General features: G+C 64.0%; 14 protein-coding genes, 1 tRNA gene and 1 pseudogene. 7 read left to right on the top strand and 9 right to left on the bottom strand.

Annotation, left to right across the window (positions count from 1 at the left end; translation table 11 throughout):
• Window positions 1–311 precede the first annotated feature (311 nt).
• Genes ACFW3F_RS22960 through ACFW3F_RS22950 form a run of 3 tightly spaced genes read right to left on the bottom strand, consistent with a single transcriptional unit; the run spans window position 312 to window position 4,793 of the window.
• Window positions 312–1,397, bottom strand: coding sequence for an isocitrate/isopropylmalate dehydrogenase family protein (locus tag ACFW3F_RS22960; protein ID WP_388061567.1), 1,086 nt, complete (start codon window positions 1,395–1,397; stop codon window positions 312–314).
• On the bottom strand, window positions 1,397–4,177 hold the full coding sequence (gene polA / locus ACFW3F_RS22955; protein ID WP_388061565.1) for a DNA polymerase I: 2,781 nt from the start codon (window positions 4,175–4,177) through the stop codon (window positions 1,397–1,399). Before polA ends, ACFW3F_RS22960 begins: the two co-directional genes overlap by 1 nt.
• A 46-nt stretch (window positions 4,178–4,223) precedes the next feature.
• Window positions 4,224–4,793 carry a GNAT family N-acetyltransferase gene (locus ACFW3F_RS22950; protein WP_388061563.1) on the bottom strand — a complete coding sequence of 190 codons (570 nt, stop codon included), beginning with the start codon at window positions 4,791–4,793 and terminating at the stop codon, window positions 4,224–4,226.
• 241 nt (window positions 4,794–5,034) lie between these two features.
• Here ACFW3F_RS22950 and ACFW3F_RS22945 point away from each other — a divergent pair, with 241 nt between their 5' ends.
• The 4 genes from ACFW3F_RS22945 to ACFW3F_RS22930 are packed head-to-tail and all read left to right on the top strand — an operon-like array spanning window position 5,035 to window position 9,156.
• A complete protein-coding gene (locus tag ACFW3F_RS22945; protein WP_388061561.1) occupies window positions 5,035–6,309 on the top strand; it encodes a branched-chain amino acid ABC transporter permease in 1,275 nt (424 codons plus the stop codon).
• Window positions 6,310–6,312: 3 nt separating this feature from the next.
• Window positions 6,313–7,302, top strand: a complete 990-nt coding sequence (locus ACFW3F_RS22940) for a branched-chain amino acid ABC transporter permease (RefSeq protein ID WP_388061559.1) — start codon at window positions 6,313–6,315, stop codon at window positions 7,300–7,302.
• Window positions 7,295–8,344 (top strand): ABC transporter ATP-binding protein, encoded by a 1,050-nt coding sequence (locus ACFW3F_RS22935; RefSeq protein WP_388061557.1) that lies wholly within the window; start codon window positions 7,295–7,297, stop codon window positions 8,342–8,344. The genes ACFW3F_RS22940 and ACFW3F_RS22935 overlap by 8 nt, the downstream gene beginning before the upstream one ends.
• Entirely contained in the window at window positions 8,341–9,156 is an 816-nt protein-coding gene (locus ACFW3F_RS22930) for an ABC transporter ATP-binding protein (protein WP_388061555.1), read from the top strand. Before ACFW3F_RS22935 ends, ACFW3F_RS22930 begins: the two co-directional genes overlap by 4 nt.
• Window positions 9,157–9,263: 107 nt before the next feature.
• Here ACFW3F_RS22930 and ACFW3F_RS22925 read toward each other — a convergent pair whose 3' ends face one another.
• A complete protein-coding gene (locus tag ACFW3F_RS22925) occupies window positions 9,264–10,628 on the bottom strand; it encodes an ABC transporter substrate-binding protein (RefSeq protein ID WP_388061553.1) in 1,365 nt (454 codons plus the stop codon).
• Between the two features lie 195 nt (window positions 10,629–10,823).
• Window positions 10,824–11,447, bottom strand: coding sequence for an ANTAR domain-containing response regulator (locus tag ACFW3F_RS22920; RefSeq protein ID WP_388061581.1), 624 nt, complete (start codon window positions 11,445–11,447; stop codon window positions 10,824–10,826).
• A 112-nt stretch (window positions 11,448–11,559) separates the two neighbouring features.
• Here ACFW3F_RS22920 and ACFW3F_RS22915 point away from each other — a divergent pair.
• Window positions 11,560–11,633: transfer RNA gene (locus ACFW3F_RS22915), tRNA-Leu, on the top strand.
• A 230-nt stretch (window positions 11,634–11,863) separates the two neighbouring features.
• Here the strand turns inward: ACFW3F_RS22915 and ACFW3F_RS22910 are convergent.
• A pseudogene (locus tag ACFW3F_RS22910) lies at window positions 11,864–12,255 on the bottom strand (hypothetical protein).
• 631 nt (window positions 12,256–12,886) lie between these two features.
• Window positions 12,887–13,012 (bottom strand): hypothetical protein, encoded by a 126-nt coding sequence (locus tag ACFW3F_RS22905; protein ID WP_388061551.1) that lies wholly within the window; start codon window positions 13,010–13,012, stop codon window positions 12,887–12,889.
• A gap of 948 nt (window positions 13,013–13,960) precedes the next feature.
• Between ACFW3F_RS22905 and ACFW3F_RS22900 the strand changes: the two genes are divergently transcribed.
• Together ACFW3F_RS22900 and ACFW3F_RS22895 are read left to right on the top strand one after the other, a co-directional pair.
• Window positions 13,961–15,718, top strand: coding sequence for an ABC transporter ATP-binding protein (locus tag ACFW3F_RS22900; protein ID WP_388061549.1), 1,758 nt, complete (start codon window positions 13,961–13,963; stop codon window positions 15,716–15,718).
• 475 nt (window positions 15,719–16,193) lie between these two features.
• The gene (locus tag ACFW3F_RS22895) at window positions 16,194–16,907 is read left to right on the top strand and encodes a HemK2/MTQ2 family protein methyltransferase (protein ID WP_388061547.1); all 714 of its coding nucleotides are present in this window, start codon (window positions 16,194–16,196) and stop codon (window positions 16,905–16,907) included.
• A 51-nt stretch (window positions 16,908–16,958) separates the two neighbouring features.
• On the opposite strand, the gene ACFW3F_RS22890 is transcribed toward ACFW3F_RS22895, so the two are convergent.
• Both ACFW3F_RS22890 and ACFW3F_RS22885 read right to left on the bottom strand, forming a co-directional pair.
• Window positions 16,959–17,873 carry a glycosyltransferase gene (locus tag ACFW3F_RS22890; protein ID WP_388061545.1) on the bottom strand — a complete coding sequence of 305 codons (915 nt, stop codon included), beginning with the start codon at window positions 17,871–17,873 and terminating at the stop codon, window positions 16,959–16,961.
• Window positions 17,863–26,742, bottom strand: coding sequence for an amino acid adenylation domain-containing protein (locus ACFW3F_RS22885; protein WP_388061579.1), 8,880 nt, complete (start codon window positions 26,740–26,742; stop codon window positions 17,863–17,865). Before ACFW3F_RS22885 ends, ACFW3F_RS22890 begins: the two co-directional genes overlap by 11 nt.
• Between the last annotated feature and the right edge of the window lie 8 nt (window positions 26,743–26,750).

The raw sequence follows: 26,750 nt of genomic DNA, 5'->3' as shown, positions 1-26,750 counted from the left end.
GGAGCGCCCAGAGCTTGCGGAGGGCGCGTCCCCCCGCTCCCGGAGCTTGCGGAGGGCGCGTCCCCCCGCTCCCTCAGGTGCGAGTGAAGCGCGCAGTCCTCCCCAGCCCCCTGAGGTGCGAGCGAAGCGCGCAGTCCTCCCCAGCCCCCTGAGGTGCGAGCGAAGCGAGCCACGAAGGGTCTCGCAACGTGTCTCACCAGGCCCTTCGAGGCTCGTCGCTTGCGCTCCTCGCACCTCAGGGAGCAGGGGTTATGCGGTTCTTTCGGATCAGGGAGGGGTCGGCCCGTCGCGACACCTCAGAGAGCAGAGGGTCACCCCTCGACGATGCGCCGCTCCACCGCGCTCGCGAACTCTGACGTGGTCGCGTCACCGCCGAGGTCGGGGGTCGATGTGTGCACGAGCGTGTCGGCAACCGCGGCGTCCATCCTCGCACCGGTCGCGACGAGGGCCGCGTCGTCGGTCATCTGGCCGTACCGCCGGAAACCCATTGCCACAGAGGCGATCATCGCGACCGGATTCGCCACACCGCGCCCGGCGATGTCGGGTGCCGCGCCGTGCGTGGCCTGCGCCATCACCTGGGACTCCGAGCTGTTGACCGAACCCGCGATGCCCAGCGAACCGGCCAGCTCGCCGGCCAGATCGGACAGGACGTCCCCGAAGAGGTTCTCGGTGACGAGGACGTCGAAGTCGGCGGGCCGCCGGACCAGTAGTGCGGCCATCGCGTCGACGTGTTGCTCGGACACCTCCACCTCGGGGAACTCGGCGGCGACGTCCCGGCAGGCATCGCGGAACAGGCCGGTGGTCATGCGCAGGACGTTGGCCTTGTGCACGATCGTCAGCCGCGGTCGCCTGTCCGAACCCGCTCGCTCGATCGCGGCGATGCATGCGACCCGCGCGATCCGCTCGGATGCCGCACGGGTCACCAGCCCGACCGCGAGTGCCACGTCCGGCGTCGGCATGAACTCACCGCTGCCCGCCGACATGTTGCGATCGGCATAGAACCCTTCGGAATTCTCCCGAACGATCAGCACATCGATGTCCGGCCGGAGCGCCGGAACACCCGCGAAGGCCCGGGCGGGACGGAGATTGGCGAACAGCTCGTAGCGGGTTCGGAGGATCGCGCCCGGTGTCCGGTCGCCGAGACCGGGTGGGTATGCGGCCGAGTCGTGGGGGCCGACGATCCAGAATCCGAGTCCGTCGAGGGCCGACAGTGTCTGTGCGGGCACCGGCTCGCCGTGGGAGGCGATGGCCGAGGACCCGAACGGCAGTTCCTGCCAGTCGATCTCGATCGACTCAGCCCGGGCCGCCGCGTCCGCGATCGACAGCGTCACGGGCACGATCTCCGGACCGATCCCGTCGCCGGTGAGGACGCCGAACCGTCTCTCTGTTCCGCCCATCAGTGCGCTGCGTCGTCCCAGGACCGCCCGAAACCGACCGACACCTCCAGCGGCACCGACAAGGTGATGGCATTGCCCATCTCCTCGCGCACAACCGTTTCGACGGCCTCGCGCTCGCCGGCAGCGACCTCGATCACGAGTTCGTCGTGGACCTGGAGAAGCGTCCGCGACGTGAGCCCTTCGGCTGCGAGACGCTTGTGGACGTTGATCATCGCGACCTTGATGATGTCCGCGGCGGTGCCCTGGATGGGCGCGTTGAGCGCCATCCGCTCCGCCGACTGCCGGCGCTGCCAGTTGTCACTGTTCAGGTCGGGCAGGTAACGGCGCCGGCCGAACAGGGTCGCCGTGTACTCGTTGCGGCGGGCCTCGGCGACCACGTCGTGCAGATAGTCGCGCACCCCACCGAAACGCGCGAAGTACGCCTCCATCTGCTCCTTGGCCTCATCGCGGCTGATCTTCAGCTGGGCGGCGAGCCCGAATGCACTGAGCCCGTACGCAAGTCCGTACGACATGGCCTTCACCCGGTGACGCATCTCCGTCGTGACCTCGTCGATCGGTACCCCGAACGCGCGCGAGCCGACGAAGTTGTGGAGATCCTCACCGGTGTTGAACGCCTCGATCAGACCGGCGTCTTCTGACAGATGCGCCATGATCCGCATCTCGATCTGGCTGTAGTCGGCGGTCATGAGGCAGTCGTAGTGAACTGCTGCCGCGGCGTCGGCCCCGACGACGAAGCCGCGCCGGATCTCCCGCCCCGCCTCCGTGCGCACCGGGATGTTCTGCAGGTTCGGTTCGGTCGACGAGAGTCGTCCGGTCGCGGCGATCGTCTGGTTGAACGTCGTGTGGATACGCCCGTCGTCGGCGACCGACTTGAGGAGCCCGTCGACGGTGACCTTCAGTCGCGTCGCGTCGCGGTGCTCGAGAAGGTGTGCGAGGAAGGGGTGCTCGGTCTTCTCGTAGAGGGACTGCAGCGCGTCGGCATCGGTGGTGTAACCGGTCTTGGTCTTCTTCGTCTTCGGCATGTCCAGCTTGTCGAAGAGAACGGTCTGCAGCTGCTTGGGTGAGCCGAGGTTGATCTGCTCACCGATGACCTCGTACGCCGCGTCGGCCGCGGCGCGGATCCGGTCGGCGAACATCTGCTCGAGGGCACCGAAGTGATCGACGTCGACCGCGATGCCCGCGGCCTCGGCGTCGGCCAGCACGAACGACAGCGGCAGCTCCATCTCGGTGAGCAGGGGCTTGGAATCGATCCGGTCCAGTTCCGTGTCGAGCGTGTCGGCGAGTTCTTGGACCGCTCGCGCCTCGAGCATGTGCTGCTCGGCGACGCGGCCGTCGGAATCGTCGTCGAGCAGCGACATCTGACCGTCGCCCGGACCGCCGTCGGCGCGGAGTTCGCGACGCAGATATCGCAGGGCGAGGTCGTCGAGGTTGAAGGTCCGCTGTCCGGGCCGGACGAGGTAGGCCGCGAGTGAAGTGTCGCTGGTGACCCCATCGAGCTTCCAGCCGCGCGAGCGGAGCGCATGCACGGCCCACTTCGCCTCGTGGACCGCCTTGAACGCGGACGGGTCGGCAAACCAATCGCCCAGTGCCGCCTCGTCTTCCGGGCTGAGCGCGGTGACGTCGACGTAGGCCGACGACCCGTCGGCGGCCGCGATCGCCACGCCCGTCGGGTCCGACCCGACGACGACGTGTGGCGCGGTCACGGCGAGACCTACGCGGCCGGTACGGGCATGCTCGGTGAGCCATCCGGCGACCTCGCCGGCGCCCAGGACCGCACCGTCGAGGTCGAAACCCGCTTCGGCTTCGGGCTCAACGGAACTCAGCGTCGAGAAGAGACGATCACGCAGTACCCGGAACTCCAGGTCATCGAACAGCTGATGGATGCGATCGCGATCCCATCCGACCATGGCCAGGTCGTCCGGGGACTTGGGCAGTTGCATGTCCCGGACGAGCTCGGTGAGCTGCCGATTGGTCTGCACCGACGCGAGATGCGCGCGCAGCGCGTCGCCGACCTTGCCCTTGACCTCGTCGACATGGTCGACGAGCGCAGCGAGCGATCCGTACTCTCGAATCCATTTGGACGCGGTCTTCTCCCCCACGCCGGGTATGCCGGGCAGGTTGTCGCTGGGATCACCGCGCAGCGCAGCGTAGTCGGGGTACTGGGTGGGGGTGAGACCGTACTTCTTCTCGACCTCCTCGGGGGTGAAACGCGTGAGATCCGAGACTCCCTTGCGCGGATAGAGCACGGTGGTCGAGGAGTCGACGAGCTGCAACGAGTCGCGGTCACCGGTGACGATCAGGACCTTGTACCCGTCCTCACGAGCCCGGGTCGCGAGGGTCGCGATGATGTCGTCGGCCTCGTAACCCTCGATGGCCAGTACGGAGACCCCCAGCGCGTCGAGGACCTCCTTGGTGAGGTCGACCTGTCCGTTGAACTCGTCGGGGGACTTCGATCGCTGCGCCTTGTACTCGGGGTACATCTCCGAGCGGAAGGTCTTCCGGGAGACGTCGAACGCGGCGGCGATGTGCGTCGGCTCCTCGTCGCGCAGCAAGTTGATGAGCATCGAGGTGAATCCGTAGACGGCGTTGGTCGTCTGGCCCGAATGCGTCTTGAAGTTCTCCGCGGGAAGCGCGAAGAACGCCCGGTAGGCCAGGGAGTGTCCGTCGAGCAGCATCAACACCGGCTGCTTGGTCTTGCCCTTGGCACCGGGAGCCGCTTTACCCGTTGCTCCGGGGGCCGTGGCGGGGGTCGTTGCCGGGGAACTCTGCGCTGGACTCACAGTCGCCGAGTCTAGTGATCGCCTCCGACACGGCTGGGTCGACTCCTCACATGGGCCGGTACATGGCCCATACCTTGGGTCCGTCGAGCGGCAGTTCGAACTCCTCGGTCACCGTGAATCCGAAACGCTCGTAGAGCGGCACGTTGCGGACGTTCGAGCACTCGAGATACGCGGGACCGTCGATCTGCTCGAGCCGATGACCCAGGAGCGAGGTGCCCACCCCGACCCCGTGCACCGGCGCCCCGATCTGACCCAGGTACCAGTGCGGCTCTTTGGGTCGCCGCTTCCCGAACTCTTCCTCCAGCTTCATCCCGCGACCCATCCGCGACCCCATCGACCGGAAGAACCCGACCATCGACACAACCTGCGCCGCGGTCGACACCTTGTGCCCCGGGGGATCCCACGCGGCCGCCCCGACCGGCTGTCCGTCACGCGTCGCGAGGTCGAGCGTCGAGTTCGGGCCGTGGCTGTACTTCAGCAGCGTGCGGAACATGATGAGGTGCCGTGAGGTGTCCGGCTGCATCCAGACCGTCACCGGGTCGTCGGCGAAGGCCTGCGCGAGCAGCCCGGCGGCGAGTTCGACGTCTGTGGTTGTGGATACGCTGACCGAGACCATCGGACCAGCTTACGACGCGGTCGGGTCTCCGACACCACATCGCGACTTCTGGGTGTCGCCGTACCCGAGGCGAGAAGTTACCTCCGGGAAACGTCGTTGTCGCCACGTGGTGACGACGCTGGGGCTAATGTCCCGCAGGATGACATCGCAACGCGCCGGCACCTGTGCGCAGACGCCGCCACGATGTGCTCTCGAGGACCGTCCAGATCGCGAGAGCCATCCGTCTGCCTCCCCTCTCCCGATGCGACGCCCGGCGATCGGGATCCTGCTGCTCGTCGCGGCGTCGATACTGTGCGGGCTGTTCGCCTCCTCGCCCGCCGCGGCCGCTCCAGGGGACTCGGTGCGCGTCTTCGGTGTGCTGCGCAACGGCCCGGAGAAGGTCGAGGGCGTCGAGCTCGAGGCGAAGGACGGTTCGGGAGCCGTTGTCGGCACGGCCACGTCCTCGGCCACGGGTGCCTGGTCGATCAACGTGCCGCCCGGCCAGTACACGATCGTCATCGACACCGACTCGCTCCCCGACGGAGTCGAGGTCCAGAAGTCGGAGCTGCCCGTCGACGTCAGCGGAGGGACAGCTCGACCGGTCATCTTCTCCTTCGGCGACGTCCGTACCGGCACCGAGGTGTCCGCGATCTCCGAACTGACCCGGCTGGCCATCGACGGAATCCGCTTCGGCCTGATCATCGCCATCACGGGTGTGGGTCTCAGTCTCATCTTCGGCACAACAGGACTGACGAACTTCGCACACGGCGAGCTGGTGACCCTCGGCGCGGTGATCGCATGGGTCATCAACGTCAAGCTCGGTATCCAGCTCATCCCGGCGACGATCCTGGCGGTGGTCGTGGGGGTCGGCATCGGAATCCTCAACGAGCTCGGTCTGTGGCGACCGTTGCGAAGACGACGAACCGGGCTGATCGCCATGCTCGTCGTGTCGATCGGCCTGTCGTTGATGCTCCGCTACCTGATCCTGATCTTCTTCTCCGATCGTGCCGAACCGTTCGACGATTATCAGGCGCAGACCCAGATAGGCTCCGGCCCGTTCGCCATCACGCCAGTGAACCTCGCGTGCATCATCATCAGCATCGTGGTCCTGCTCGGCGTCGCTCTGTTGTTGCAGCGCACCAGGATCGGCAAGGCCATGCGCGCGGTCGCCGACAACAAGGACCTCGCCGAGTCGTCGGGAATCGACGTCGACCGGGTCATCCTGTTCGTGTGGGCACTGGCCGGCGGTCTGGCGACACTCGGCGGCGTGATGTTCGCGCTCTCCGAACTCGGCGGCCGGGTGCAGTGGGAGATGGGTTTCAAACTCCTTCTGCTGATGTTCGCCGGCATCACCCTCGGCGGACTCGGCACGGCCTACGGGGCACTGCTCGGATGCCTCATCGTCGGTCTGCTCGTCCAGCTGACGACCTACATTCTCAGTCCCGACCTGAAGTACATCGGCGGGCTGCTGATCCTGATCATCATCCTGACCATCAGGCCCCAGGGCATTCTCGGATCTCGAGCGAGGATCGGCTGACCCATGGACATCATCTCAGCGCTCCAGATCGCGATCGCGCAGCTGATCGGCCCGTCGGCGATCTTCTACGCCCTGTTGGCCATCGGCCTGAACCTGCACTTCGGCTACGCCGGACTGCTCAACTTCGGCCAGATCGCGTTCGCCCTGCTCGGCGGATACGGCGTCGGCATCATGGCGGTGAACTACGACCAGCCGTTGTGGCTCGGTGCCATCATCGGCATCGCCGCCGCCGGGATGCTGGCCGTGGTGTTGGGCCTCCCAACCCTGCGCCTGCGTGCGGACTATCTGGCCATCGTCACCATCGCGGCGTCGGAGATCCTGCGGTTGGTCTTCCGGTCGACCTCGACCGACGACTTCACCCGCTCGACCAACGGCATCTACGGCTACGCGGGTAGCTTCTTCTCCATCAGCCCGTTCGACAACGGCAAGCAATACTCGTTCTTCGGGGTCAAGTTCCTCGGCGGCGACCTGTGGTCGATGGTGGTGGGCTGGATAGTCGTCGGCCTGTTGTGCCTGATGGTCTACCTGCTCGTCCGCAGTCCCTGGGGTCGGGTACTCAAGGCCGTCCGCGAGGACGAGGACGCCGCACGGTCACTGGGCAAGAACGCGTACTTCTACAAGATGCAGGCACTGGTGCTCGGCGGTTGCATCGGCGGACTCGCCGGCGTCTTCAATGCCTTTGCCACCCAATCGATCAATCCGGACTTCTACTCGACCGCGCAGACGTTCTTCGCCTACGGCGCACTGATCCTCGGCGGAGCGGCGACGGTGTTCGGCCCGGTCCTGGGCGCCATGCTGTTCTGGTTCCTGCTCGCCGTCCCCGACGCACTCCTGCGGCAGGCGACGTCCGGCGACGATCCGCTGCTGCATCTGTCGGCGCAGCAGGTCGGCGCATTCCGCTACGTGCTGCTCGGTCTGGCGATCATCCTGATGATGGTGTTCAGACCGCAGGGACTACTCGGGAACAAGAGGGAGGTGCAGCTCGATGCCTGACGACTCCACGGGTTCGGCTCCCGTCCGGGCGACACGTCGGGACCTCACCGCGCTCTCGGCCTCGGATCGGTCGCAGCTGTTCGCCGGCGTCACCGCCGAACCCGGTTCTCCCAAGCCCGATCCGATCATCGTCGTGGACAACATCTCTCGGACCTTCGGCGGCATCAAGGCAGTTCAGGTCGATCATCTCGAGGTGCAGCGCGGCGCCATCACCGGCCTGATCGGGCCCAACGGCGCAGGCAAGACCACGTTCTTCAACCTGATCACCGGATTCGACAAGCCCGACTCCGGCACCTGGTCGCTCAACGGGGACTCCCTGGGCCGGATGGTTCCCCACCAGGTGGCGCGTCGTGGCATGGTGCGCACCTTTCAGCTCACCAAGGCGCTTGCGAAACTGTCTGTGCTGGACAACGTTCGGCTCGGTGCCACCGGGCAGCGCGGCGAGCATTTCCTGGCCGCTCTCGCACCCTGGGTCTGGCGCAAGCAGGAAGCCGAGATCACGGCACGCGCATACGAATTGCTCCGACGCTTCAAACTCGACGCCAAGGCCCACGACTTCGCCGGCTCCCTGTCGGGCGGCCAGCGCAAGCTGCTCGAGATGGCGCGCGCGTTGATGACCGACCCCGAGATCGTGATGCTCGACGAGCCCATGGCCGGCGTCAACCCGGCCCTCACCCAGAGCTTGCTCGAGCACATCAAATCGCTGCGCGACGAGGGGGTCACGGTCGTCTTCGTCGAACACGACATGGACGTCATCCGCGACATCAGCGACTGGGTGGTCGTGATGGCCCAGGGCCAGGTCATCGCCGAGTCGCTCCCGGATCGGTTGGGCGACAACGACGCCGTTGTCGATGCTTACCTCGGCGGCCACCACGACCAGGCACTCGAGTTCGACGATCAGGGCCGGCCGGTCGGCGCCACCGCGGTGCTGGCGGAAAAGGTCGAGGCGGCCATCGAGGCCACACTGGAGGAAGGCGGGGATCTCTCGGAGGTCACCGAACTGCCACCGTCGACTCCGGACACCAAGGAGGGCGGACGATGAGCACCGAACCCGCGGACGGGCAACTGACGCCCGCACAACTCGCCGCCACCGCGGAGGAACACCGCAAACTGGCCGGCAACGCACTGCTGCGCGCCGACGACATCACCGCGGGCTACCTTCCCGGCATCAACATCCTCGAGGAGTGCAACTTCTACCTCGGCGACGGGGAGATCGTCGGGATCATCGGCCCCAACGGTGCGGGCAAGTCGACGCTGTTGAAGACGCTGTTCGGACTGATCCCGGTGCGTAAGGGTTCGGTGACACTCCGTGGCGGCGACATCACGTCGGCCAAGGCCCACGTCCTCGTCGACAAGGGCGTCGGATACGTGCCACAGACGCAGAATGTGTTCCCCGCGTTGACCATCGAAGAGAATCTCGAGATGGGTGTTTATCTACGGCCCAAGACCTTCGCAACCCGGTTCGAGTTCGTGTCCGAACTCTTCCCGCTGCTCTCCGAACGGCGAAAGGTGAAAGCGGGCGCACTCTCCGGCGGCGAACGGCAGATGGTCGCGATGGGACGCGCCCTGATGATGGACCCGGCGGTCCTGCTGCTCGACGAACCGTCGGCTGGGCTGTCCCCGATGTTCCAGGACGAGGTGTTCATCCGCTGCAAGGCGATCAACGCCACCGGGGTCTCGATCATCATGGTCGAGCAGAACGCCCGCCGCTGCCTGCAGATCTGCGATCGCGGCTATGTCCTCGACCAGGGCCGGAACGCCTACACCGACATCGGCCGCAATCTGGCGAACGACCCCAAGATCATCGAGCTCTATCTCGGGACGCTCGCGGGCAGCTCGGAGAAGAAGACCTGAGACCAACTGACGACGAGACCGACAGACAACGAGACCGACAGACAACGAGACCGACAGACAACGAGACCCCCGGCTCGCGAGCCGGGGGTCTCGTCGTGTGCGGTGTTCTACTGCGCCGCGACCGACACGTACTTGCGCGTCGGGGTGAGCAGTTTGTTGCTGTCGTCGAACTCCAGGACGCCGTAGGAGCCGACGCTCGGCTCGCCTGCGGCGTTGAACGCGAGGTTGCCGGTCTTGCCGACATAGGCGATCGTCTTGCCGCCGTTCAGCAGCTCCAGGCAGGCCTGGTACGAATCGCAGTTCTCGTCACCGTTGGTCACGCCGATGATGTTGGCCGCGATCGTCCGACCGTCGGTCGACTTGGCGGCCGTGGCGGCAAGTGCGCTCAGCACGGCGGCGTCGTAGCTCTCACCGGAGTAGTTGAAGTCGATGAGGTCGCTGTCGAGCTCCTTCAGCGCCGCCTGGAACTCACCGCTGGTCTGGGTGAGCGGCGTGGTGCCCTTCATGCCCGCGAGCAGACCCGGACCGACGGCTTCGCCCAGCGCGTTGCCCATGTTGCCGTCGACGCCGTACACGAGCTTGCCGTCGCTCGGACCGATGCCGACCTCGTGCATACGAGTGATGATCTTGGCGCTCTCCTCGAACCCGATGATGGCGATGCCGTCCGGGTTGAAGTTCTTCACCTGGTCGACCTCGGCGTTGAACGACTGGGCGTTCGGGTCGTAGATGATCTTCTGGATCTGGTCAGCCGGGACACCCGCCGCCTCGAGATCGCGAACGGTGTTGTCGGCCAGGCCCGTTCCGTACGGGTCGTTGAGCGCGAGGATCGACACACGCTGCACGCCGTCCTCGGCCATCGTCTGCGAGAGTGCCTGCGCCTGCAGGACATCCGCCGGTGCGGTACGGAAGTACTGGCCCTTGTCCTGGTAGCAGGTGAATTCGTCGGAGGTGTTCGCGGGCGAGAACATGACCGCCCCCGCGTTGGCGACCTTGTCGATGACCTTCAGCGAGACCGACGACGATGCGGCGCCGATGATGACCTGGGTTCCGGCGCTGAGTTCGCGGTCGACGGTGGCGTTGGCCGTGTCGGTCGTGGTGTCTCCGGAGTCACCGGTGACGAGTTCAACCGGCTGATCGAGGACTCCGCCGGCTGCATTGATGTCCTTGACCGCGAGGTTCACGCCCGCCTCCATCGGCGGGCCGAGGAAGGCCAGCGAACCGGTCGCCGGGAGCAGGGTGCCGATCTTCAGCGCGGCGGTGCTGGCCGGACCGGGGGTGGCCTTCGGCGGGTTGCACGCCAATTTCTGCGCGAGGCCGAGGCCCGGAGGTGCGGGTGTGGACTCGACGGCGGCGCTCGACGACGCCCCGGAATCTCCGTCGGAACCCGAATCAGAGCTGCTGCAACCGGCCACCGCCAGCGTTGCCGCCGCGGTCATGACCACTGCCCCGCTCCTCAACAAGCGTAAGGACATCGATGCTCTCCTTGCGTCTGGCCTGCACGTTCGGCGTTCGGCCTGTGCGTTCGGCGTTTGTCACGAAGGCGGCGCATCGGAGTACAACGAACCGCGCCTCGCTGGAGAAAAGCTAGCGCGATCTTGTTGCGGCTGCGTAAAGACAGTGAAACTGACTTGCGCACAGGAGCATTACGCCGACGGAGGCGCTCGACGTCAGTCGCTCCCGAGGGTCTCCACGACAACCTGCGCAACGGCTTTCATTGTGGTCCTGCGGTCCATCGCCGCACGCTGGATCCATTTGAACGCCTCGGGCTCGGACAGTGCCTGCTTCTCCATGAGGAGGCCCTTCGCCCGTTCCACGAGCTTGCGGGTCTCCAGCCGCTCGTTCATCGTCGCGACCTCGCGCTCGAGCTGTTTGAGCTCCTGGTAGCGGCTCACCGCCACCTCGATGGCCGGAACCAGATCGGCCTTGGTGAACGGTTTGACCAGGTAGGCCATGGCGCCGGCGTCCCGCGCCTTGTCGATGAAGTCCCGCTGGCTGAAGGCGGTCAGCATCACGACCGGTGCCAGACGTTTCGCGGCGATCTCCGTCGCGGCGTCGATCCCGTCCCGCACCGGCATCTTGATGTCCATGATGACCAGGTCCGGCGACAGCGACTCCGTCAGCTCGACGGCGACCTGCCCGTTCGGCGCTTCTCCGACAACGTCGTACCCCTCCTCGCGGAGCATTTCGATCAGATCCATCCGGATCAACGAATCGTCCTCGGCGACCAGCACCCGATGCGTTGTCGTGGTCTCACCGGTTGCTGTCGTCGCACTGTCGGTCACCGTCACCATCCCCTCCTCCACGTCGCTCACGCCACGTCTGTGTGCACGCAGAGTACCGGTTGGCAGGCACATCGGCCGATCATCTAGAGTTGGTTCCCGGCGCGGGGAAACCCGTGCACTGGCCCCCGTAGCCCAATTGGCAGAGGCAACGGATTCAAAACCCGTCCAGTGTCAGTTCGAGTCTGACCGGGGGCACATAAGCTCGATGCTAACGGGTGGTTTCTCGGTTGTAGTTCTGCCCTGCACCGCTGGACGCATGGCAGTTGCATGACATCGCATCTCCCTCGCTCGGGGTTTCTCCTACTCCCCCGGCGTCCACTTCCACGGACTCGGCGCGTACTCGACCCGAGAGATGCGGATGGCGGTCCGGATGCTGGTGGTGACCGGGCCGTGCGGGGTGCCTATCGTCGATGTGCGGGGTTGGTTCATCCCACCGCGGCGAATTGGCGGGCAGCGTTGAGTACCTGGGGGCCGAGTCGGCGAGCTCGCCGTCGCGCAGTAGCAATGCCGGCGCCCGGTCGTCGAGGACCGGGTTGGGGCCAAGGAACCAGGCTTGGGCGACGGCGGGGGTGTCGCGTTCGGTGATCAGGCGGGCGGCGCGGTAGGCGATCCGGAGCCGTTCGACGTCGTCGGGGTTGGCGATGGTGCGGGTGCCTTCAGCCCACTGCCGCTCCGCCCGGGTCTCGCTCACCCGCCCCAGGGAGGCCACGAGTTTCGCGCCGAGCAGATCGCGCAACGCAGCCACGAGTTCGGGCTGCGACATACGTGCCGCTTCGGCGTAGGCGGCCAGATCCGGCCGGGGATGCGCTGCTGTCATCGCGATCACCTCTCGGCCGAGCTACATCCACGGCGACCTGATCAGGGTCGACGGCGGCGAAACCCTCGGCCGCTACTCCGCGTATCACCCGCTGGCCGGGTCGCAATGCCCAAATATCCGCCATCCAGCCAGCTCCCACGCTTTCCACACGCAGTTCCATAGTGAGTTGACCATCGGTATTTCTCTTCGCTTCGTGATCCCGAAGCCGTCGGGTTCCGAAACAGGCTTCCGGGAGAGGAAGTCAGCGAAGATTCCATTCGATCTAATATCGGCACCTCAATGAGGCTGGGGGAGAACGGTTCTCGGCGTGCGATCGGGTCGACGAAGTCGTGTGGTCACCAACGTCTGCCACACCTGAACCGATGCGAGACCGAACTCTCGTCTGGCACCGGGTTCCCCGGGCCGGGACTCGCTGATGAGGCGTGCCACGCGGTCGGATGCACGCGGCCCGGTAGTCGGGTTCTCGTTGTGCGGGATCAGATCTCGTGCGGCGCGAGCCGCCCTGACGACCCCGGCGCTGGAGTCGGTGCGGGCCAGCAGGTCGGCCATCCGGCGCCCGGGTCCGGGACGGTCGGGATCGTCGCGTCGGACGGGAAGCCGGGCGCCTCGACGACGGGTCGACCCACCGGTCCTATCGTTCGCTGCGGAGGGTTTCGTCGGGGCCGTCCGCGGCGGATGTCGCATCGTCGTCGGTCGGACCGGGATCCGGGAGACCGTCGCGATCGCGGTCACGTGTCGAGTCGTCGGCTCCGGTCACGCCTTGAGTCTAGTGGCCCCGCTCATCGCGAGACCGACACCGCCGCGTCCTCGGTGACACCGTTCCGCAAAAGCTGATGTAACGGCTTTTGTACCGTGCCGTCATCACCGCTGTGCCTACGACAGCGATGACCAGCCCACGTCAGGGTTCAGTACCACAACAGTGACGTGACAGCTCCCTGCCTGCCTGACTTCGAGCCATCGGTCGTCCGCGACATAGGTGGGGACGTTCGACGCCGGCAACTCGTCCTACCCCGATACCAGTTGTGAGTCTGGGACAGAGTCGCTTTTAAGCGCATGTGACAGAACGTCGCGATAGATCGCGGCAACCTGAAGTGTCGGCTCGACGTGCTTACCTCAGTTCACCCCGGAGGTTGCGTGAGCCAGTCCGCAGGTGACGCGTCAGCACATAAATGCAGCACGCCATGACTACGTGCTCGGTCGGGGCGGCCTCGCTGCGATGTTTCCGGCCTGCGAGGCACTGCGCCGGCCCCGTGTCCATCCGGGGTTCGGTTTCGTTCCCGCGTCCTTGTCCTCGGCGGCCATCCGCCAACCTCGATGTGTCACCGGGGACTCGTCCGGGTTAGTGCCCGCGCATTCCAGCGATCACAGCGCCGCCCACGCCGACGGCCTGAATAAGCCGGCGACATGTAAGCTCGTCTCATTCTGCTGAACATTGCGGCGCTGGCGCACCGTAGTAGCTGCGTTTCTACGTCAACGCATCACGCGCCTTGACACTGCTGGCTGAGCGCCTCTGGTAATGCCGGCAACTACCTCGATGGCGGGGAACCCCACCCAGACTTCCTCCGTCGTACAGTGTGTGCAAGCCGCCGCGCCGTCGGTTACATAGTGTTGGGCGGCCACCGTGGCCCTGCGGCGGTCTCCATCGGGTTGGTGGCCGCGTCTGAGCTCGCGACACGGTGCGGCCAGGAGTAGTACCTTGGCGAGCATGGGTCGATCGGACGAGGCTATTTCGTTGCCCAATCTGCGGATGCTCTGGTTCTTTGTTCGCCCGCACCGACTAACACTGTTACTGGGAATGATGCTTGGGCTCGTGGGAACCGGGGCTTCGCTTGGCACGCCGATGGTCACAAAATCGGTACTCGACCGACTGGGCTCGGGTCAGTCGTTCGGTGCAGCAGTCGGCCTGCTGATTGTGCTGCTCGTACTTGGATCCGTCGTCCTGTACTTTCAGTGGATTCTGCTTGGCACCTTGGCCGAGCGCATTGTGCTCGATGCACGAAAAGGCATGATACGCAGATACTTTGATGCCAAAGTGAGAAGTCTCTCGACTCGACCCACCGGAGAACTGGTCACTCGCGTCACCTCGGACACGGTCCTGCTGCGGGAAGCGGCGGCGTCGGCGCTGGTCGGCACCGTCAACAGCACCGTGGCGTTAATCGGCGCGCTCGTGTTCATGGCGGTGCTCGATTTAGTTCTTCTCGGCACCGTATTTGTGGCCATCACCATCATTGGCATACTGTTCGCAAAGCTGATGCCGCCCATCGCCGAGGCGCAGAAGCAAACGCAGGAAGCCGTCGGCAGACTCGGTGGGCGGTTGGACGGCGCACTGCGGGCGATTCGAACCGTCAAGTCATCGCGTGCGGAGCGGCGCGAATCGGACAGAGTGATCGCCGACGCGACGAACGCGACCGCACATAGTGTTCGTGCCGTGCGTACCTCGGCGATCGCGGGGACGGTTGCAGGCGGTGGAATTCAATTAGCTATCATCGCGATCCTCGGAATTGGTGGTTACCGCGTGAGCATCGGTGCGCTTACCGTGTCTAGTCTGATTGCATTCCTGCTGTACGCATTTCAACTGGTAGATCCGCTCTCGTCATTGACGACAAACATCACTGCGCTGCAATCGGGGATCGCTGCGGCGGCGCGCATTCGGCAGATCGAGCAGCTGGAGATCGAGACTTCCGCAGACAGCACAGGACGAACGTTTACAGGAGCACACCATCCGGTCCTAAGCTTCACGGGCGTAACAGCCAGATACCGGCCGGGCGGCGCTCCCGCTGTCGAGAACATCTCGTTCGACGTGCCCGCAGCCGGCCATACTGCGATCGTCGGGCCGTCTGGGGCAGGAAAAACGAGTGTCTTTTCGTTAATTTTGCGGTTCCTCGAGCCTGTGGGCGGTGAAATCAGGCTAGCGGGAATACCGTACGCCGACCTGTCCAACGACGAAGTCCGCAGCGCGCTGGCATACGTGGAACAGGAGACGCCCACTATCCCCGGAACCATTCGGGAGAACTTGCAGTTCACCCATCCTGAGGCGACCGAGGTCGACATCTGGAATGCGCTAAACTCCGTCCACCTGGCCGATAGTTTTCGCGAACTACCAGACGGTCTCGACACCGATCTCGTCGGTTCCACAGTCTCCGGTGGCCAACGGCAACGAATCGCTCTAGCTAGAGCCATCGTTCGAAGTCCTCAGGTCCTTTTGCTTGACGAAGCGACCGCTCAGGTGGACGGCCGGACAGAGGCTGCAATCCACAACGTCATTCGCTCGATCGCGTCGACGCGCGCTGTGGTGACCATCGCACACCGGCTCTCCACAGTGCTCGACGCCGACACCATCCTCGTGATGGAGAACGGCCGGATCCGCGCTAGGGGCAAACATGCCGAACTGTTGCTCTCGGACTCGTTGTATCGCGAGTTGGTCGAGGCGCTGCGGATCGGCGATTCTGCGGTCACTCGGTGAGAGGGAACTCTGTCCAAGTGGCGCTCACAGCTGGTGTCTCCAGGGCACGGTCAACGAAGAGTCTTCGATCCACCGGTAACTGCGCGAACGGGTCTCGAAGCGACACGCCGATGCGCTCATCGATGCAATCGAGGCTCGACGGCTCCTTACCGGTGGCTCTTCCATAGTTTGAAAGTGGCCCGTCCGCCACGCTTCACCAACGATCCACCGCCTCACCCGAAATGAGGACCGTTCTGCACGTCTGACGCTCGCCAAGGTCCCGAGTCACGTTTCACATTCCGTTAGGCAAGCATTCCGCGCTAGAACGGCGATTCGTCGGTGTCGGCTTATCGTATGAGTGCTCGAGACCGCATCTACAGATAGGATATCTTATAACAACCGTCGGCATTCAGTCGTCTCAGCTGACTTGGCAACAAAGTATGACCGGAACGGCGGGTCATCCGGAAGCCGACAAGGCCACTGACAAAAGGACGGCATGACAATTCGCTACCCTAACGCTACGGATGCGATCGCGGCGGGCGAGGGCGTATACGCACCGCAAGCGGATTCCCATCTCCTCATCGAGGCGATCTCGCTCTCAGGCGCGATAGAAGGCGCTCGGGTACTCGACTTCTGCGCGGGAACCGGTGTTGTCGGCATCGCTGCGGCCATGCTTGGGGCGCGACACGTGACCGCCATTGACATGTGTCGCCGAGCGGTCGACTGCTGTCGGCGGAACGCCCAAACTTACGAACTCGACGTCGATGTTCGCCTGGGCACACTGGTCGACGCACTCGACTCCGGCCCATATGACGTAGTGCTCTGCAACCCACCGTATATGCCGGAATCGCCAGGCTTTGAACAGGAAAGACATGCTGCAGCTATCGGGAGCCCGCTGGCGTGGAATGCCGGCGCGGACGGTCGTCGGGTACTTGATCCGTTGTGCGCGCAGTCCGCCGCACTTCTAACGCCCAGCGGATCGATGTTCATCGTTCAATCAGTTGTCGCCGACGTGCAACAAACACTGCAGACACTGAATGACTCGGGGTTGACGGCGGCGGTGATCGCACGTCGGGAATTACCGTTTGGTCCCGTCATGCGATCACGAGTTGCGTGGCTGAAGCGGACCGGAAGACTTCCTGTCGATTGCGGCACCGAGGAGATTGTAGTGATCCGCGGCGACCACCAGGAGGGCGGCACCTCAGGCTAACCCTGATCCGGCAGAGTCATGCGCGCGCTTATGTCGCTCGCCCGCATGGATCTAGAAGTACAGAAACCGTTGTCTTGCACCACCTGACAGACATCCCCAAAGCCCGCCCGCCGACCATATCCAAGCCCCCAACCGCGATCGATTCCACGACCACGGGAATATCGGCATGGTTAAAAGGATGTGCCCGATCCACCCGTACAGGTACGGGAGGGAGTTCCTGGACGCACCGTGATGACGGTACCGGGCTACGACCGCGGCTTGACCGCGGCCGTAAGTAACCACCTGACGCCAACTTTGACGAATGCTTGGTCTGAACCGGTATGCAACAAGCGCGCCCGGCGCGTACCCAATGGCGAGTCCGGCCAGTTGCGCCCGCCAGCAGAACTCAATATCACCGCCGCCGGCGATTAGTGTCTCGTCAAACCCGTCAATTGCGTCCCAGGCGGCCTTCCAGAAACCCGTGTTGCAGCCTTGGGCAAACGGCAGGAAGTTGCCACAGGTGGGGAGGCCGCCGAACTCGTAAACGTCACGCCACGTGGCGACAATCGGATCGTTCAGAGTGGTCTTCTCAAGAGGGCCACCTACCACGTCGTAGCGCGTCGCTTCGGCCTGCAGTGCGGTCAGCCAACCCGCGCTGACCGCGTCATCCGCATCGCAGCACGCTATGAACGAGTGGACCGCGGCGGCAATCCCGATGTTTCGTGCGTGACACTCCCCCGGCACCGAAGGGGCGGAGACGCATCGAAGTTTGAGCGTCTCACGCAACGAGTGGGAGGCGATGAAAGAGGTGATCCCGTCGGTTGATCCGTTGTCTACGACGACCACCTCGAACGAGCCGTCGAAGTCCTGTTGCGCGAGCGCCTGCAGCTGAACATCGATCGTTGCGATACTGTTTCGCACAGGGACAACGACCGAGATGCCCTCCGGTCTAGGGTATTTGCGATCTAACTCGTCTTCAGTCGGCATCTGCCACTCCCCTCGGAACATCGCCTGCCCAGGGCAGGAGCGCGCTGTGGGCCGCGTGGGACAGCGGCTTGTCGGGGCGGTCCGCCGCAGCGGTGAGAATGTCAACGAAGGTTCGTGCGAGACGCGATGCTTCTTCAGCAGTAAACACGTCGGCAGGACACACGAAAAGCCCCTCGACACCGCAAGGTACGCCGTCCACGTCCTTCATGGCGGCCACGCTAAATTCGAGATCGTGTTTCGAGACGACGTTATCCACCGGGAACACCTCGGTCCGGATGTCACCAAACGCGATCGGGTGGTCCACCTCGTGTGCGGCGCGTTCGAGTACGACCAGCATAAACTGGAACAGAGGTCCGTCGACCTGTAGCCCGGCACGCTCGTCGAGCACATCACGTATCTCTTGCTCGGACACGTCTGAGTGTTCGAACGCTTTGAGCGCGCTCACTTGGACCGCGCGCACCAGTTCCCGGAATGACGCATTGGGGTTGACCTCGATGCGCAGCGGCACATCAATCGCAAAGTTGCCGATCATGTCGAACGTCTCCGGCCGATCTCGGCCCGCAATCGCGGTGCCGGCCAGTACGTCGCGGGCGCCGCTCAGACCGGCGATCATCACAGCGAACGCGGCTTGCATCACCGCGAAAAGCGTAGACTTTTGATTGGCGGCGAGGACTGCAAGTCGTGAATGCAGCGCGGCGTCCAAGCTGAATGGCACCACGTGCGCGCGGCTTGAGCGGTTTCTCAGTGCCGTATACCGGCCCAAGACGTCGAGCTTCGGGATGCCTTCGGCGAATGTTGTGCACCAGTAGGCGAGATCATTCGACAATCGGCTGGTCGGTTCGTCTAGTGAGCCACGGTCGCACGCGTTCCTATAGGCGAAATCGGCGAACTCCAGGCGGTTGCGCCAGGGCGGGGTGTTGATTCCGGCGCGGTGGCGTTCGAACGCCGCGACTAAGTCGCGCGCCAGTAGCGACATCGCGCGATCGTCGACTGCAACATGACTGAAAGATACCGCGAGCACGGCTCGGTCATCGCCGTCGACGAAGATTGCGGCACGGACCGGAGCCTCTCGTCGTAAATCGAACGGAATTCGAAGAAAGCCGCCGACAGCGTCGGCAAGATCGTTCTCATCGACGTCTTGGCGTAGTAGTGGGGCGACATCGCCTATAGGCAGGACGTGCTGAACAGCCGAACCGTCGACCGAGGGGTAGCACGTGCGTAGGACTGAATGACTTTGCAAGAGTTCGAGGAAAGCGGAGGTAAGTGCATCGAAATCGATAGGCCCGGTCAGCCGCCACGCCTCCGAAAGATTCCAGTCAGCCGTCGCTGCTCCGTCGTTCGCCGACCACATCCGGTGCTGAGCCGGGGTGATTGAAACTGACTGCCGGGGTGGACGCTGAACGAGTACGTTCGCCGCGATGCCCTCGACATATTCGACCTGCCTGGCCAGGAGAGCGACAGTGTCGGCCTCGAACACGTCCCGCAAGGTCAGTTCGCATCCCAGTGCGTCGTTAATTCGGCTTACGACGCGGATCGCGGCTAAAGAGCTCATCCCGACGTCGAAGAAGGACTCGTCCGCGCCAAGGGTCCCCGACCCGATCACGTCGGTTACTATCTCGTCGATGATTTGTTCGGCAGGTGTATCGGGCCTCCGCCCAACCGAAACGACGGGATCCGGGGCCGTCAGCGCGGAGCGGTCTATTTTCCCCGACGCCGTAGCCGGAAGGCCCTCAAGAACCACGATACGTGACGGAACCATGTTTGCTGGCAGTCTGAGTCTTAACTCGCGTTTAAGATCCGACTGGTCCACGTCGGCGGCGACGAACGCAACCAGGGTGGTTGAGGCCTCGGCGCGGAAAGCCTTTACCGCCGCCTGACGCACACCGGCGCATGCCAGAAGTGCAGATTCTACCTCGCCGAGTTCGACGCGCACGCCGTGCATCTTGACCTGATCGTCCGCTCGACCGATGTAGTGCAGAACACCGTGCATGTCCGCTCTACCCAGATCGCCGGTTCGGTAAATTCGCTCACCCTTTCGGCCAGACGGATTGGCTACGAAGCGCTCGGCCGTGCGAACCGGGTCGCTGGCGTATCCCCGCGCCAACTGAGCCCCTGCGATGTACAACTCACCGACCACGTTGGGTGGCACCGGCCGTAAGCGACGATCGAGCAGCATCACCTCGACGCTGTGTACTGGGCTACCGATCGGGACATCCCGTCCGTCGTCGACGACTGGTCCAGCGGTGACGACGGCCGCTTCCGCCGGACCGTACCAGTTGTGGCATAGGGCGTTCGTCGAGGCAACAAGTCTGGTCGCCAGCGCCCGCGGAAGTCGCTCGCCCGCTACGAAGACGCGTTCAACTGTGCCTGTGAGCCCATCTGGGCGGGCTTCCAGGTACGCCGACAGCATCGACGGCACGAAGTGTACAGTCGTGACCCGCTCGTCGGCGATTAGTCTGGCCAGCGCCGTCGGATCACGATGGTCATCGGGGCCTGACACCACGAGACGGGCCCCGCGGTGAAGTGTCCAGAAGATCTCCCACACCGAGATGTCGAAGCCAAGCGGGGTCTTGTATAACACGGCATCATTCTCATTCAGGCCGTAGATATCTTGACACCAACGCAGTTGCGACGCGATTGCGCGGTGCGTGACTACGACCCCCTTGGGCACGCCGGTGGATCCCGAAGTAAGAATGACGTAGGCGGGATGATTCGGTGTGAGCGGGCTTGTCCGCTCGGTATCGGAGATTGGGAGGCCGCCATCTGCGGGCCCCCCGTCCGGTTGAGCGATTACGAGTGGAATGCCCAGGCCGGCGAGATCGAAGTCGTTGCTTTCGACGAGTAGGCAAACGGGCTGTACGACGGCCGCGATGGTCCGCAGCCGCGCGATCGGCTGGCCGGTGTCCAGCGGCGTATACGCAGCCCCAGCCGAGATGATGGCGTGGACGGCAACTACCTGATCGACGCTACGCGGCATGGCCACCCCGACCACTGAATCCGGTCCGATGCCGCGTGCGATCAGCGAGCGTGCCAAACGTCGGACGCGGACGGCGAAGTCTGCGTAGTTAATCGTCACCCCTGCAGCCGTGATCGCTCGAGCCAGTGGGGTCGCCGCAGATTGACGATCGAACATCGCCACCAGGGTGTCGGTATCGTCCTGCCCGATTGCATCGTCAGGCCCGTCTCCGCCGAAGTGCGCGGGACGTGCGGTCTCGCCGAGGTTTAGATCTGCGACCGCCGTCGCTGGATCGGCGACCGCAGCATCCATTACGGCTAAAAATCGGTCAACAAAGGAGGCTACCGTGGGCTCGTCGTAGAGATCGGTGGCGTAGTCGAGCGAACACTCCATACCCGTTCCATTGCCGGTCTCCCGCTCTACGACAGTCCACTCTAAGTCGAACCGCGTCGTGGCGGTCGCGACGTCGAGCTCGCGCACGGCACCGACGTCCAACTGCAAAGACGGCGCAGTGTAGTTCTGAAAGACCAGCATTGTCTGGAAGATCGGCGACGCGGACATGGAGCGAGCCGGATTCACCGCATGAACTACTGCGTCGAAGGGGATGTCGGCATTGTCCAAAGCGGCCAGGTCCACATCCGCGACGCGATCAAGCACGGCTGCGAAGGTGTCTTCGTCGCCGACGCGGGTGCGCAGAGCGAGGGTGTTGACGAACATGCCCACCATGCTCTCGAGTTCAGGGGAAGTACGTCCCGCGACGGCCGTACCGACGACGATGTCGTCATCGCCCGAGCACCGCGCAAGGACCACTGCAAGCACGGCGTGCAGGGCCATGAACATCGTCGCGCCCTGCCGCCGCGCCAGCTCCCTGAGCCCGCGCTCACGCTCACCGCTGATAGTGAACGCGAGAGTCTGACCGTGGAACGACTGACGGGGTGGGCGCGGGCGATCAGCGGGCAGGTTGTGCGCCTCTGGCACCCCGGCGAGCGTGAGCTCCCAAAACGCTCTCTGCGTCGCCCATTTCGAGTTGACCATACGTTCGTCCCCGAGGAATTCGCGTTGGCGGCGCACATAGTCCGCGTAGTTCACGGCCAGTGGCGACCACGCAGGCGTTTTGCCCTCACGCCGAGCCGCGTACGCCGTCCCCACGTCGCGCGCGAGCACCGCCATGGACGAGCCGTCGACGGCGATGTGGTGAATCACCACTACCGCTACCAGATCGCCGTTAGGCGGCCGTAGTAACCTAGCCCTCAGTGGCCGGTCGGAAGTGAGATCGAAACCACCAGATGCGAATTCGGCTAACAGGCTGTCAATTTCGTCCTCCGAAACAGCGATCAAGTCGATGGAGTCGGAAGCAGGCGGTTCGAGCACCACCTGGCGCGGTTGGTCCCCGAGCAAGGGATAGACAGTGCGCAGCGTCTGGTGACGGTCGATAACGTCGCAGATCGCCAAGCGCAAGGCGTCTGCGTCGATGCCGTCGGGGAACCGTAGCGCAAGCGGGATGTTATACGCAGCTGCACTGCCATTGAGTCGGTTAAGGAACCACATCCGCTGCTGCGTCGAGGATAAGGGTGCACCAAATTCTGAATAGCGATCTCTGTCCACAGGAGCGCAACCGCCCGTGCCCGTGCCGGTCGCTGTGCCAGTCGCCTCGACTGCGGTGACCGCCACCGCGTAAGCGCTCACTGTAGGTGCGCGGAACAGCGTGCGCACCGGTAGGTCGATCCCCAGCTGGTTGCCGAGCATCGCCACTACGCGCGTGGCACTTAGCGAATCGCCCCCCAGATCGAAAAAATGGTCGTCAAGGCCCATTGTTGACGTGCCCAGCACTCGGGCGAACGCGTCCGCGACGAGTAATTCCACGGGACTCTCTGGCGGTCGGTGAGTTCGCAGGCCGAGTTCCGGCGACGGTAACGCGTCCCAATCCGTCTTACCTGAGACGGTTACGGGTATAGAGGCGACTTCTACGATGCGGCGCGGAACCATGTAGTCGGGTAGACCTTCTGCGCACCAGCGTTGGATTTCGGTGATGTCTACGCCACCATCGCCCCGCCAAACGACATAGGCCACCAAGGTACGCCGGGCTCCCTCACCGTGGACACGCACCGCGGAACTCACTACGTCCAGATGTGAGCTGAGGACGCTCTCAACCTCGCCCAACTCAATTCTCAACCCGCGGATCTTCACTTGTGCGTCCGACCGGCCGACGATTTCGATTCGGCCGTCCGCACTACGACGCGCAAGGTCCCCAGTGCGGTACATCCGGGCGCCGGCAACGCCGTCCGAGTGGGCAACGAAACGTTCTGCCGTCAGCGCCGGCCTGCCCATGTAGCCCATACCTAGCTGGTCGCCCGCTAGGTATAGCTCCCCCAGTGCCCCGCTAAGTGTCGGCCGTAGTGACGAGTCGAGGACAAGGGCAGCCGCCCCGGCAACTGCTCGACCCACGGTCACGTTCGATCTGGGCGTCACGTCCTTTCTTTGCAGGCGCTCCGAAATTGCACCCGCAACCGTGAATTCAGTTGGGCCATAGGCATTATACATTTCTACGCGCCCGGCCCAGTGCTCGACCAGCGACCGGGGGCACGGTTCCCCGCCGACGAGTAGCGTCCGCAACGACACATCGGCTGAATCCAGCGTCTGCAGGACCGACGGCGTTAGAAATGCACAGTCGACCTGCCCATCCGTTATGAACTTCGCGAGCTCGCGACCGCCTATGACGTCATGAGGGGCAACGACGAGGCTGCCGTGCGAGACGATTGCTAGCAGCATTTCGAGGATTGACGCGTCGAACATCGGCGAGGCTGCGTTCAGAACTTTACTGCCAGTGTCGAGGTGAACTCGCAATGCCAGTGCATCGGCGAAGGCGACCGCAGCAGCGTGCGGAATAACGACACCTTTGGGCGAACCGGAGGTTCCCGACGTGTAGATGACGTACGCGGGGGCATTGAGCGGGATGCATGGGAATTTCTGATTCACCTCCGGATCAGCTTCTTTTGGCCCTTCGCGTACAAAGTCTAGCCAAATAGGTTGGGCTGAAAGGGCGGTTCGCAGGCTCGGCGGACCAACAGCAAATTGGGCACCCGCGTCGTTCAGGATGTACTCGATTCGCCGGTGAGGTGCGCTCGGGTCGATCGGTAGATACGCGGCTCCACATTTCAGGATCGCCCACACGGCGACCTGCAGATCCGCAGACCGTGCGAGGATCACGGCCACCGTGGTGCCGGGCTTTACACCGCGAAAGGCGAAATAAGCGGCCAACCGATCCGAGTGCATGCGGAGTTGCCCATAGGTCGTGACTTCTCCGGCGGCGTGAATCGCCGGCAGCTGTGAGTGAGCATTCGCGGCGTCGTCCAGAAGGTGCCACAGGAGTTTGGCCGGTGCGGCCACGTTCGGTTCGTCCGACTCGCTTAGGTTGGACGTAAAATCGGGCAGAAGTTCTAACCGATTGAGTGCGACGTTCTGATGACCGGCGACCTGGCGCAAGACGTCTAGATATCGCTGCAATGTCACTTCGGCGACGTGGGCGGGGATCAGATCAACGGCATAAATTAGGTGGATGTCCAGGCCCCCGTCGGCGCGCTCGCTGGCTGTAAACTCCAGGTCGAATACCGCGTGCACGGGCAGCTCGAGGTCGAAGTCAATGTGTAGACCGAGCAATTCCGGGGCAGGCGGCACCTGCTCCTGCAATGCCAGCGTGATCTGAAAGAGGGGGCTGATGCTTGCCGATCGAACTGGCTGCACTGCTTCAACAACCTGTTCGAACGGAACTCCGCCGTTGTCGATAGCGTCGAGGTCGACCTGCTGGCAGCGGCGGAGCAGGTCTTCAAAGTGGTCCGAACGGTCAACTCGGGTGCGCAGAGCCGCGGTGTTGACGAACATTCCAACTAGGTCGTCGAGGGCGGGGTCGTGACGTCCGGACATCGGCGTTCCGATCACTACATCCGTGCTGTCGCACAGGCGGGCGAGCAGAGCCGCCAAGGCAGCGTGTAAGGCCATGAACAGCGTTGCTTGAGAGCCTGCGGCGATAGTGCGCAGAGCACTTACGTGCTGTGCCTCGAGGTCGGCGCTAACTCTCGCGGCAACCGTCGATCGAACAATAGGACGGCTTGAGCTGCCGGGAATCTCAAGTGTGTTCGGCACATCGGGGAAGACTTGGCGCCAATGGTCGAGCTGCTTTGAGATCCGGGATGCCGGATCGTGCACGTTGCCAAGGACTTCCCGCTGCCATCGCGCAAAGTCAGAATACTGGACGTCGAGTGGCGGCCAGGGAGGCGCCTCGCCGACGCTGCGCCACTCGTACGCACGGAGTAAGTCACGAGTAAGAGGGGGCAATGACAATTCGTCGATGCAGACGTGGTGGATCACGATGACAAGTACGTGAACTTCGGGCTCAACTCGGTATAGGCCTGCCCGCAGCGGCGTTTCACGGCGCAGGTCGAAACCCGCGGAAGTGAGATCAGATGCACGGAGAGCCGCGTCCCCGGCATCGATCGGTGTGCAGTCCAGGTCGACGACAGCGGAGGCCGTGCCGAGCACTATCTGGCGGGGCCCGTCCCCGTTATCGGGGAAGATCGACCGGAGCGACTCATGTCGTTCGATCACGTCGACCAGTGCCGACTGCAGCGCCGCGGTGTCGAGTGCACCAGTCAGTCGGATGGCCACCGGCATGTTGTATGCCGGCGATTCGGGCTCAAGCCGGTTGAGGAACCAGATCCGAGTCTGCGCGTGCGACAACGGAACGGACCCTGCTGACGCCGTCCGGACCAAGGGCGGCAACGGCGCCGCGGTCGCTAGTTCGACACATGCGGCAAGGAGCCTTGTGGTGGTAGTAGCGAAAAAGTCCCGTAAACCGATGGAGGTTCCCAGCGCTTTGTTGACGCCCGACACGATGCGGGTGGCGGTCAGTGAGTTGCCGCCAGCGGCGAAGAAGTCGTCGTCAACTCCGACGCGGTCGGTGCCCAAAACGTCCGCAAAGATACCGGCGATGATCTGCTCGGTATCTGTGCGGGGGGCCCGATAGGCGACGGCAGACTCAAACACCGGCACCGGCAACGCCCGCCGATCAACCTTGCCCGAACCGGTCAACGGCAAGGCATCGAGCACGACAATCTGCGCGGGCACCATGTAATCAGGCAACGCCGCAGCGACCGCAGTGCGTAGGGTCTCCTGAGTCAAGGTCTGACCGTGGGCGAGCGTGACGTACCCGACGAGTCGATCACCGGTTCCGGTGCTGTGGTGGACGGTAGCGACAGCGGCATTCACGCCGGGGCATGCGCGTAGGGCGGTTTCGATATCGCCGAGTTCGATGCGCATGCCGCGCAGTTTGACCTGGAAGTCGGCGCGGCCGATGTAGTCGAGTTCGCCTGTGCGGGTCCAGCGGACGAGGTCCCCGGTGCGGTACATCCGCTCACCGGGACCGGAGTAAGGATTGGCGACGAATCGGTCGGCGGTCAAGTCGGGACGGGCAGAATAGCCGCGGGCCAACTGGGTGCCCCAGAGATAGAGTTCGCCGGCCACGCCGACCGGGACCGGACGCAGACGGGAGTCCAGGACCAGAACTCCGGTATTCCACACCGGGGTGCCGATGGGCACCGACACAGTGTCCACCGCCGCGTCCACCATATGACTAGAGGACGTGACCGTCACCTCGGTCGGCCCGTACAAATTGTCCAACCGCACCCCCAGGCGCTCAACCACACGCCGTGAGAGAGAAACAGTCAACAATTCACCGCCCGAAAGGAGAAGTCGCAGGGAGTGGCATCGCGAGACCCCGTCGACCTCCAGAAACATTTCCAACATCGACGGAACGAAGTGAGCCACGGTGACGTGGTGGGTGTCGATGAGTGCGGTGAGGGCTGCGGGGTCCCTTTCGAGTCCGGGTCCGGCGATGACGACGCGGGCGCCACTGAGCAGTGCAGTGA

The organism is Gordonia sp. NPDC058843 (genome assembly GCF_042743165.1).
Taxonomy (GTDB): Bacteria; Actinomycetota; Actinomycetes; order Mycobacteriales; family Mycobacteriaceae; genus Gordonia.
This window is presented reverse-complemented; position numbering and strand designations above follow the sequence as displayed.

Excerpts from the sequence above, each read along its gene's own strand:
- ACFW3F_RS22900 (WP_388061549.1), top strand. The coding sequence starts at position 13,961 with ATGGGTCGATCGGACGAGGCTATTTCGTTGCCCAATCTGCGGATGCTC.
- ACFW3F_RS22925 (WP_388061553.1), bottom strand. The coding sequence starts at position 10,628 with ATGTCCTTACGCTTGTTGAGGAGCGGGGCAGTGGTCATGACCGCGGCG.
- ACFW3F_RS22920 (WP_388061581.1), bottom strand. The coding sequence starts at position 11,447 with ATGGTGACGGTGACCGACAGTGCGACGACAGCAACCGGTGAGACCACG.
- ACFW3F_RS22935 (WP_388061557.1), top strand. The coding sequence starts at position 7,295 with ATGCCTGACGACTCCACGGGTTCGGCTCCCGTCCGGGCGACACGTCGG.
- ACFW3F_RS22930 (WP_388061555.1), top strand. The coding sequence starts at position 8,341 with ATGAGCACCGAACCCGCGGACGGGCAACTGACGCCCGCACAACTCGCC.
- ACFW3F_RS22950 (WP_388061563.1), bottom strand. The coding sequence starts at position 4,793 with ATGGTCTCGGTCAGCGTATCCACAACCACAGACGTCGAACTCGCCGCC.
- ACFW3F_RS22890 (WP_388061545.1), bottom strand. The coding sequence starts at position 17,873 with ATGCCGACTGAAGACGAGTTAGATCGCAAATACCCTAGACCGGAGGGC.
- ACFW3F_RS22960 (WP_388061567.1), bottom strand. The coding sequence starts at position 1,397 with ATGGGCGGAACAGAGAGACGGTTCGGCGTCCTCACCGGCGACGGGATC.
- ACFW3F_RS22940 (WP_388061559.1), top strand. The coding sequence starts at position 6,313 with ATGGACATCATCTCAGCGCTCCAGATCGCGATCGCGCAGCTGATCGGC.
- ACFW3F_RS22895 (WP_388061547.1), top strand. The coding sequence starts at position 16,194 with ATGACAATTCGCTACCCTAACGCTACGGATGCGATCGCGGCGGGCGAG.
- ACFW3F_RS22945 (WP_388061561.1), top strand. The coding sequence starts at position 5,035 with ATGCGACGCCCGGCGATCGGGATCCTGCTGCTCGTCGCGGCGTCGATA.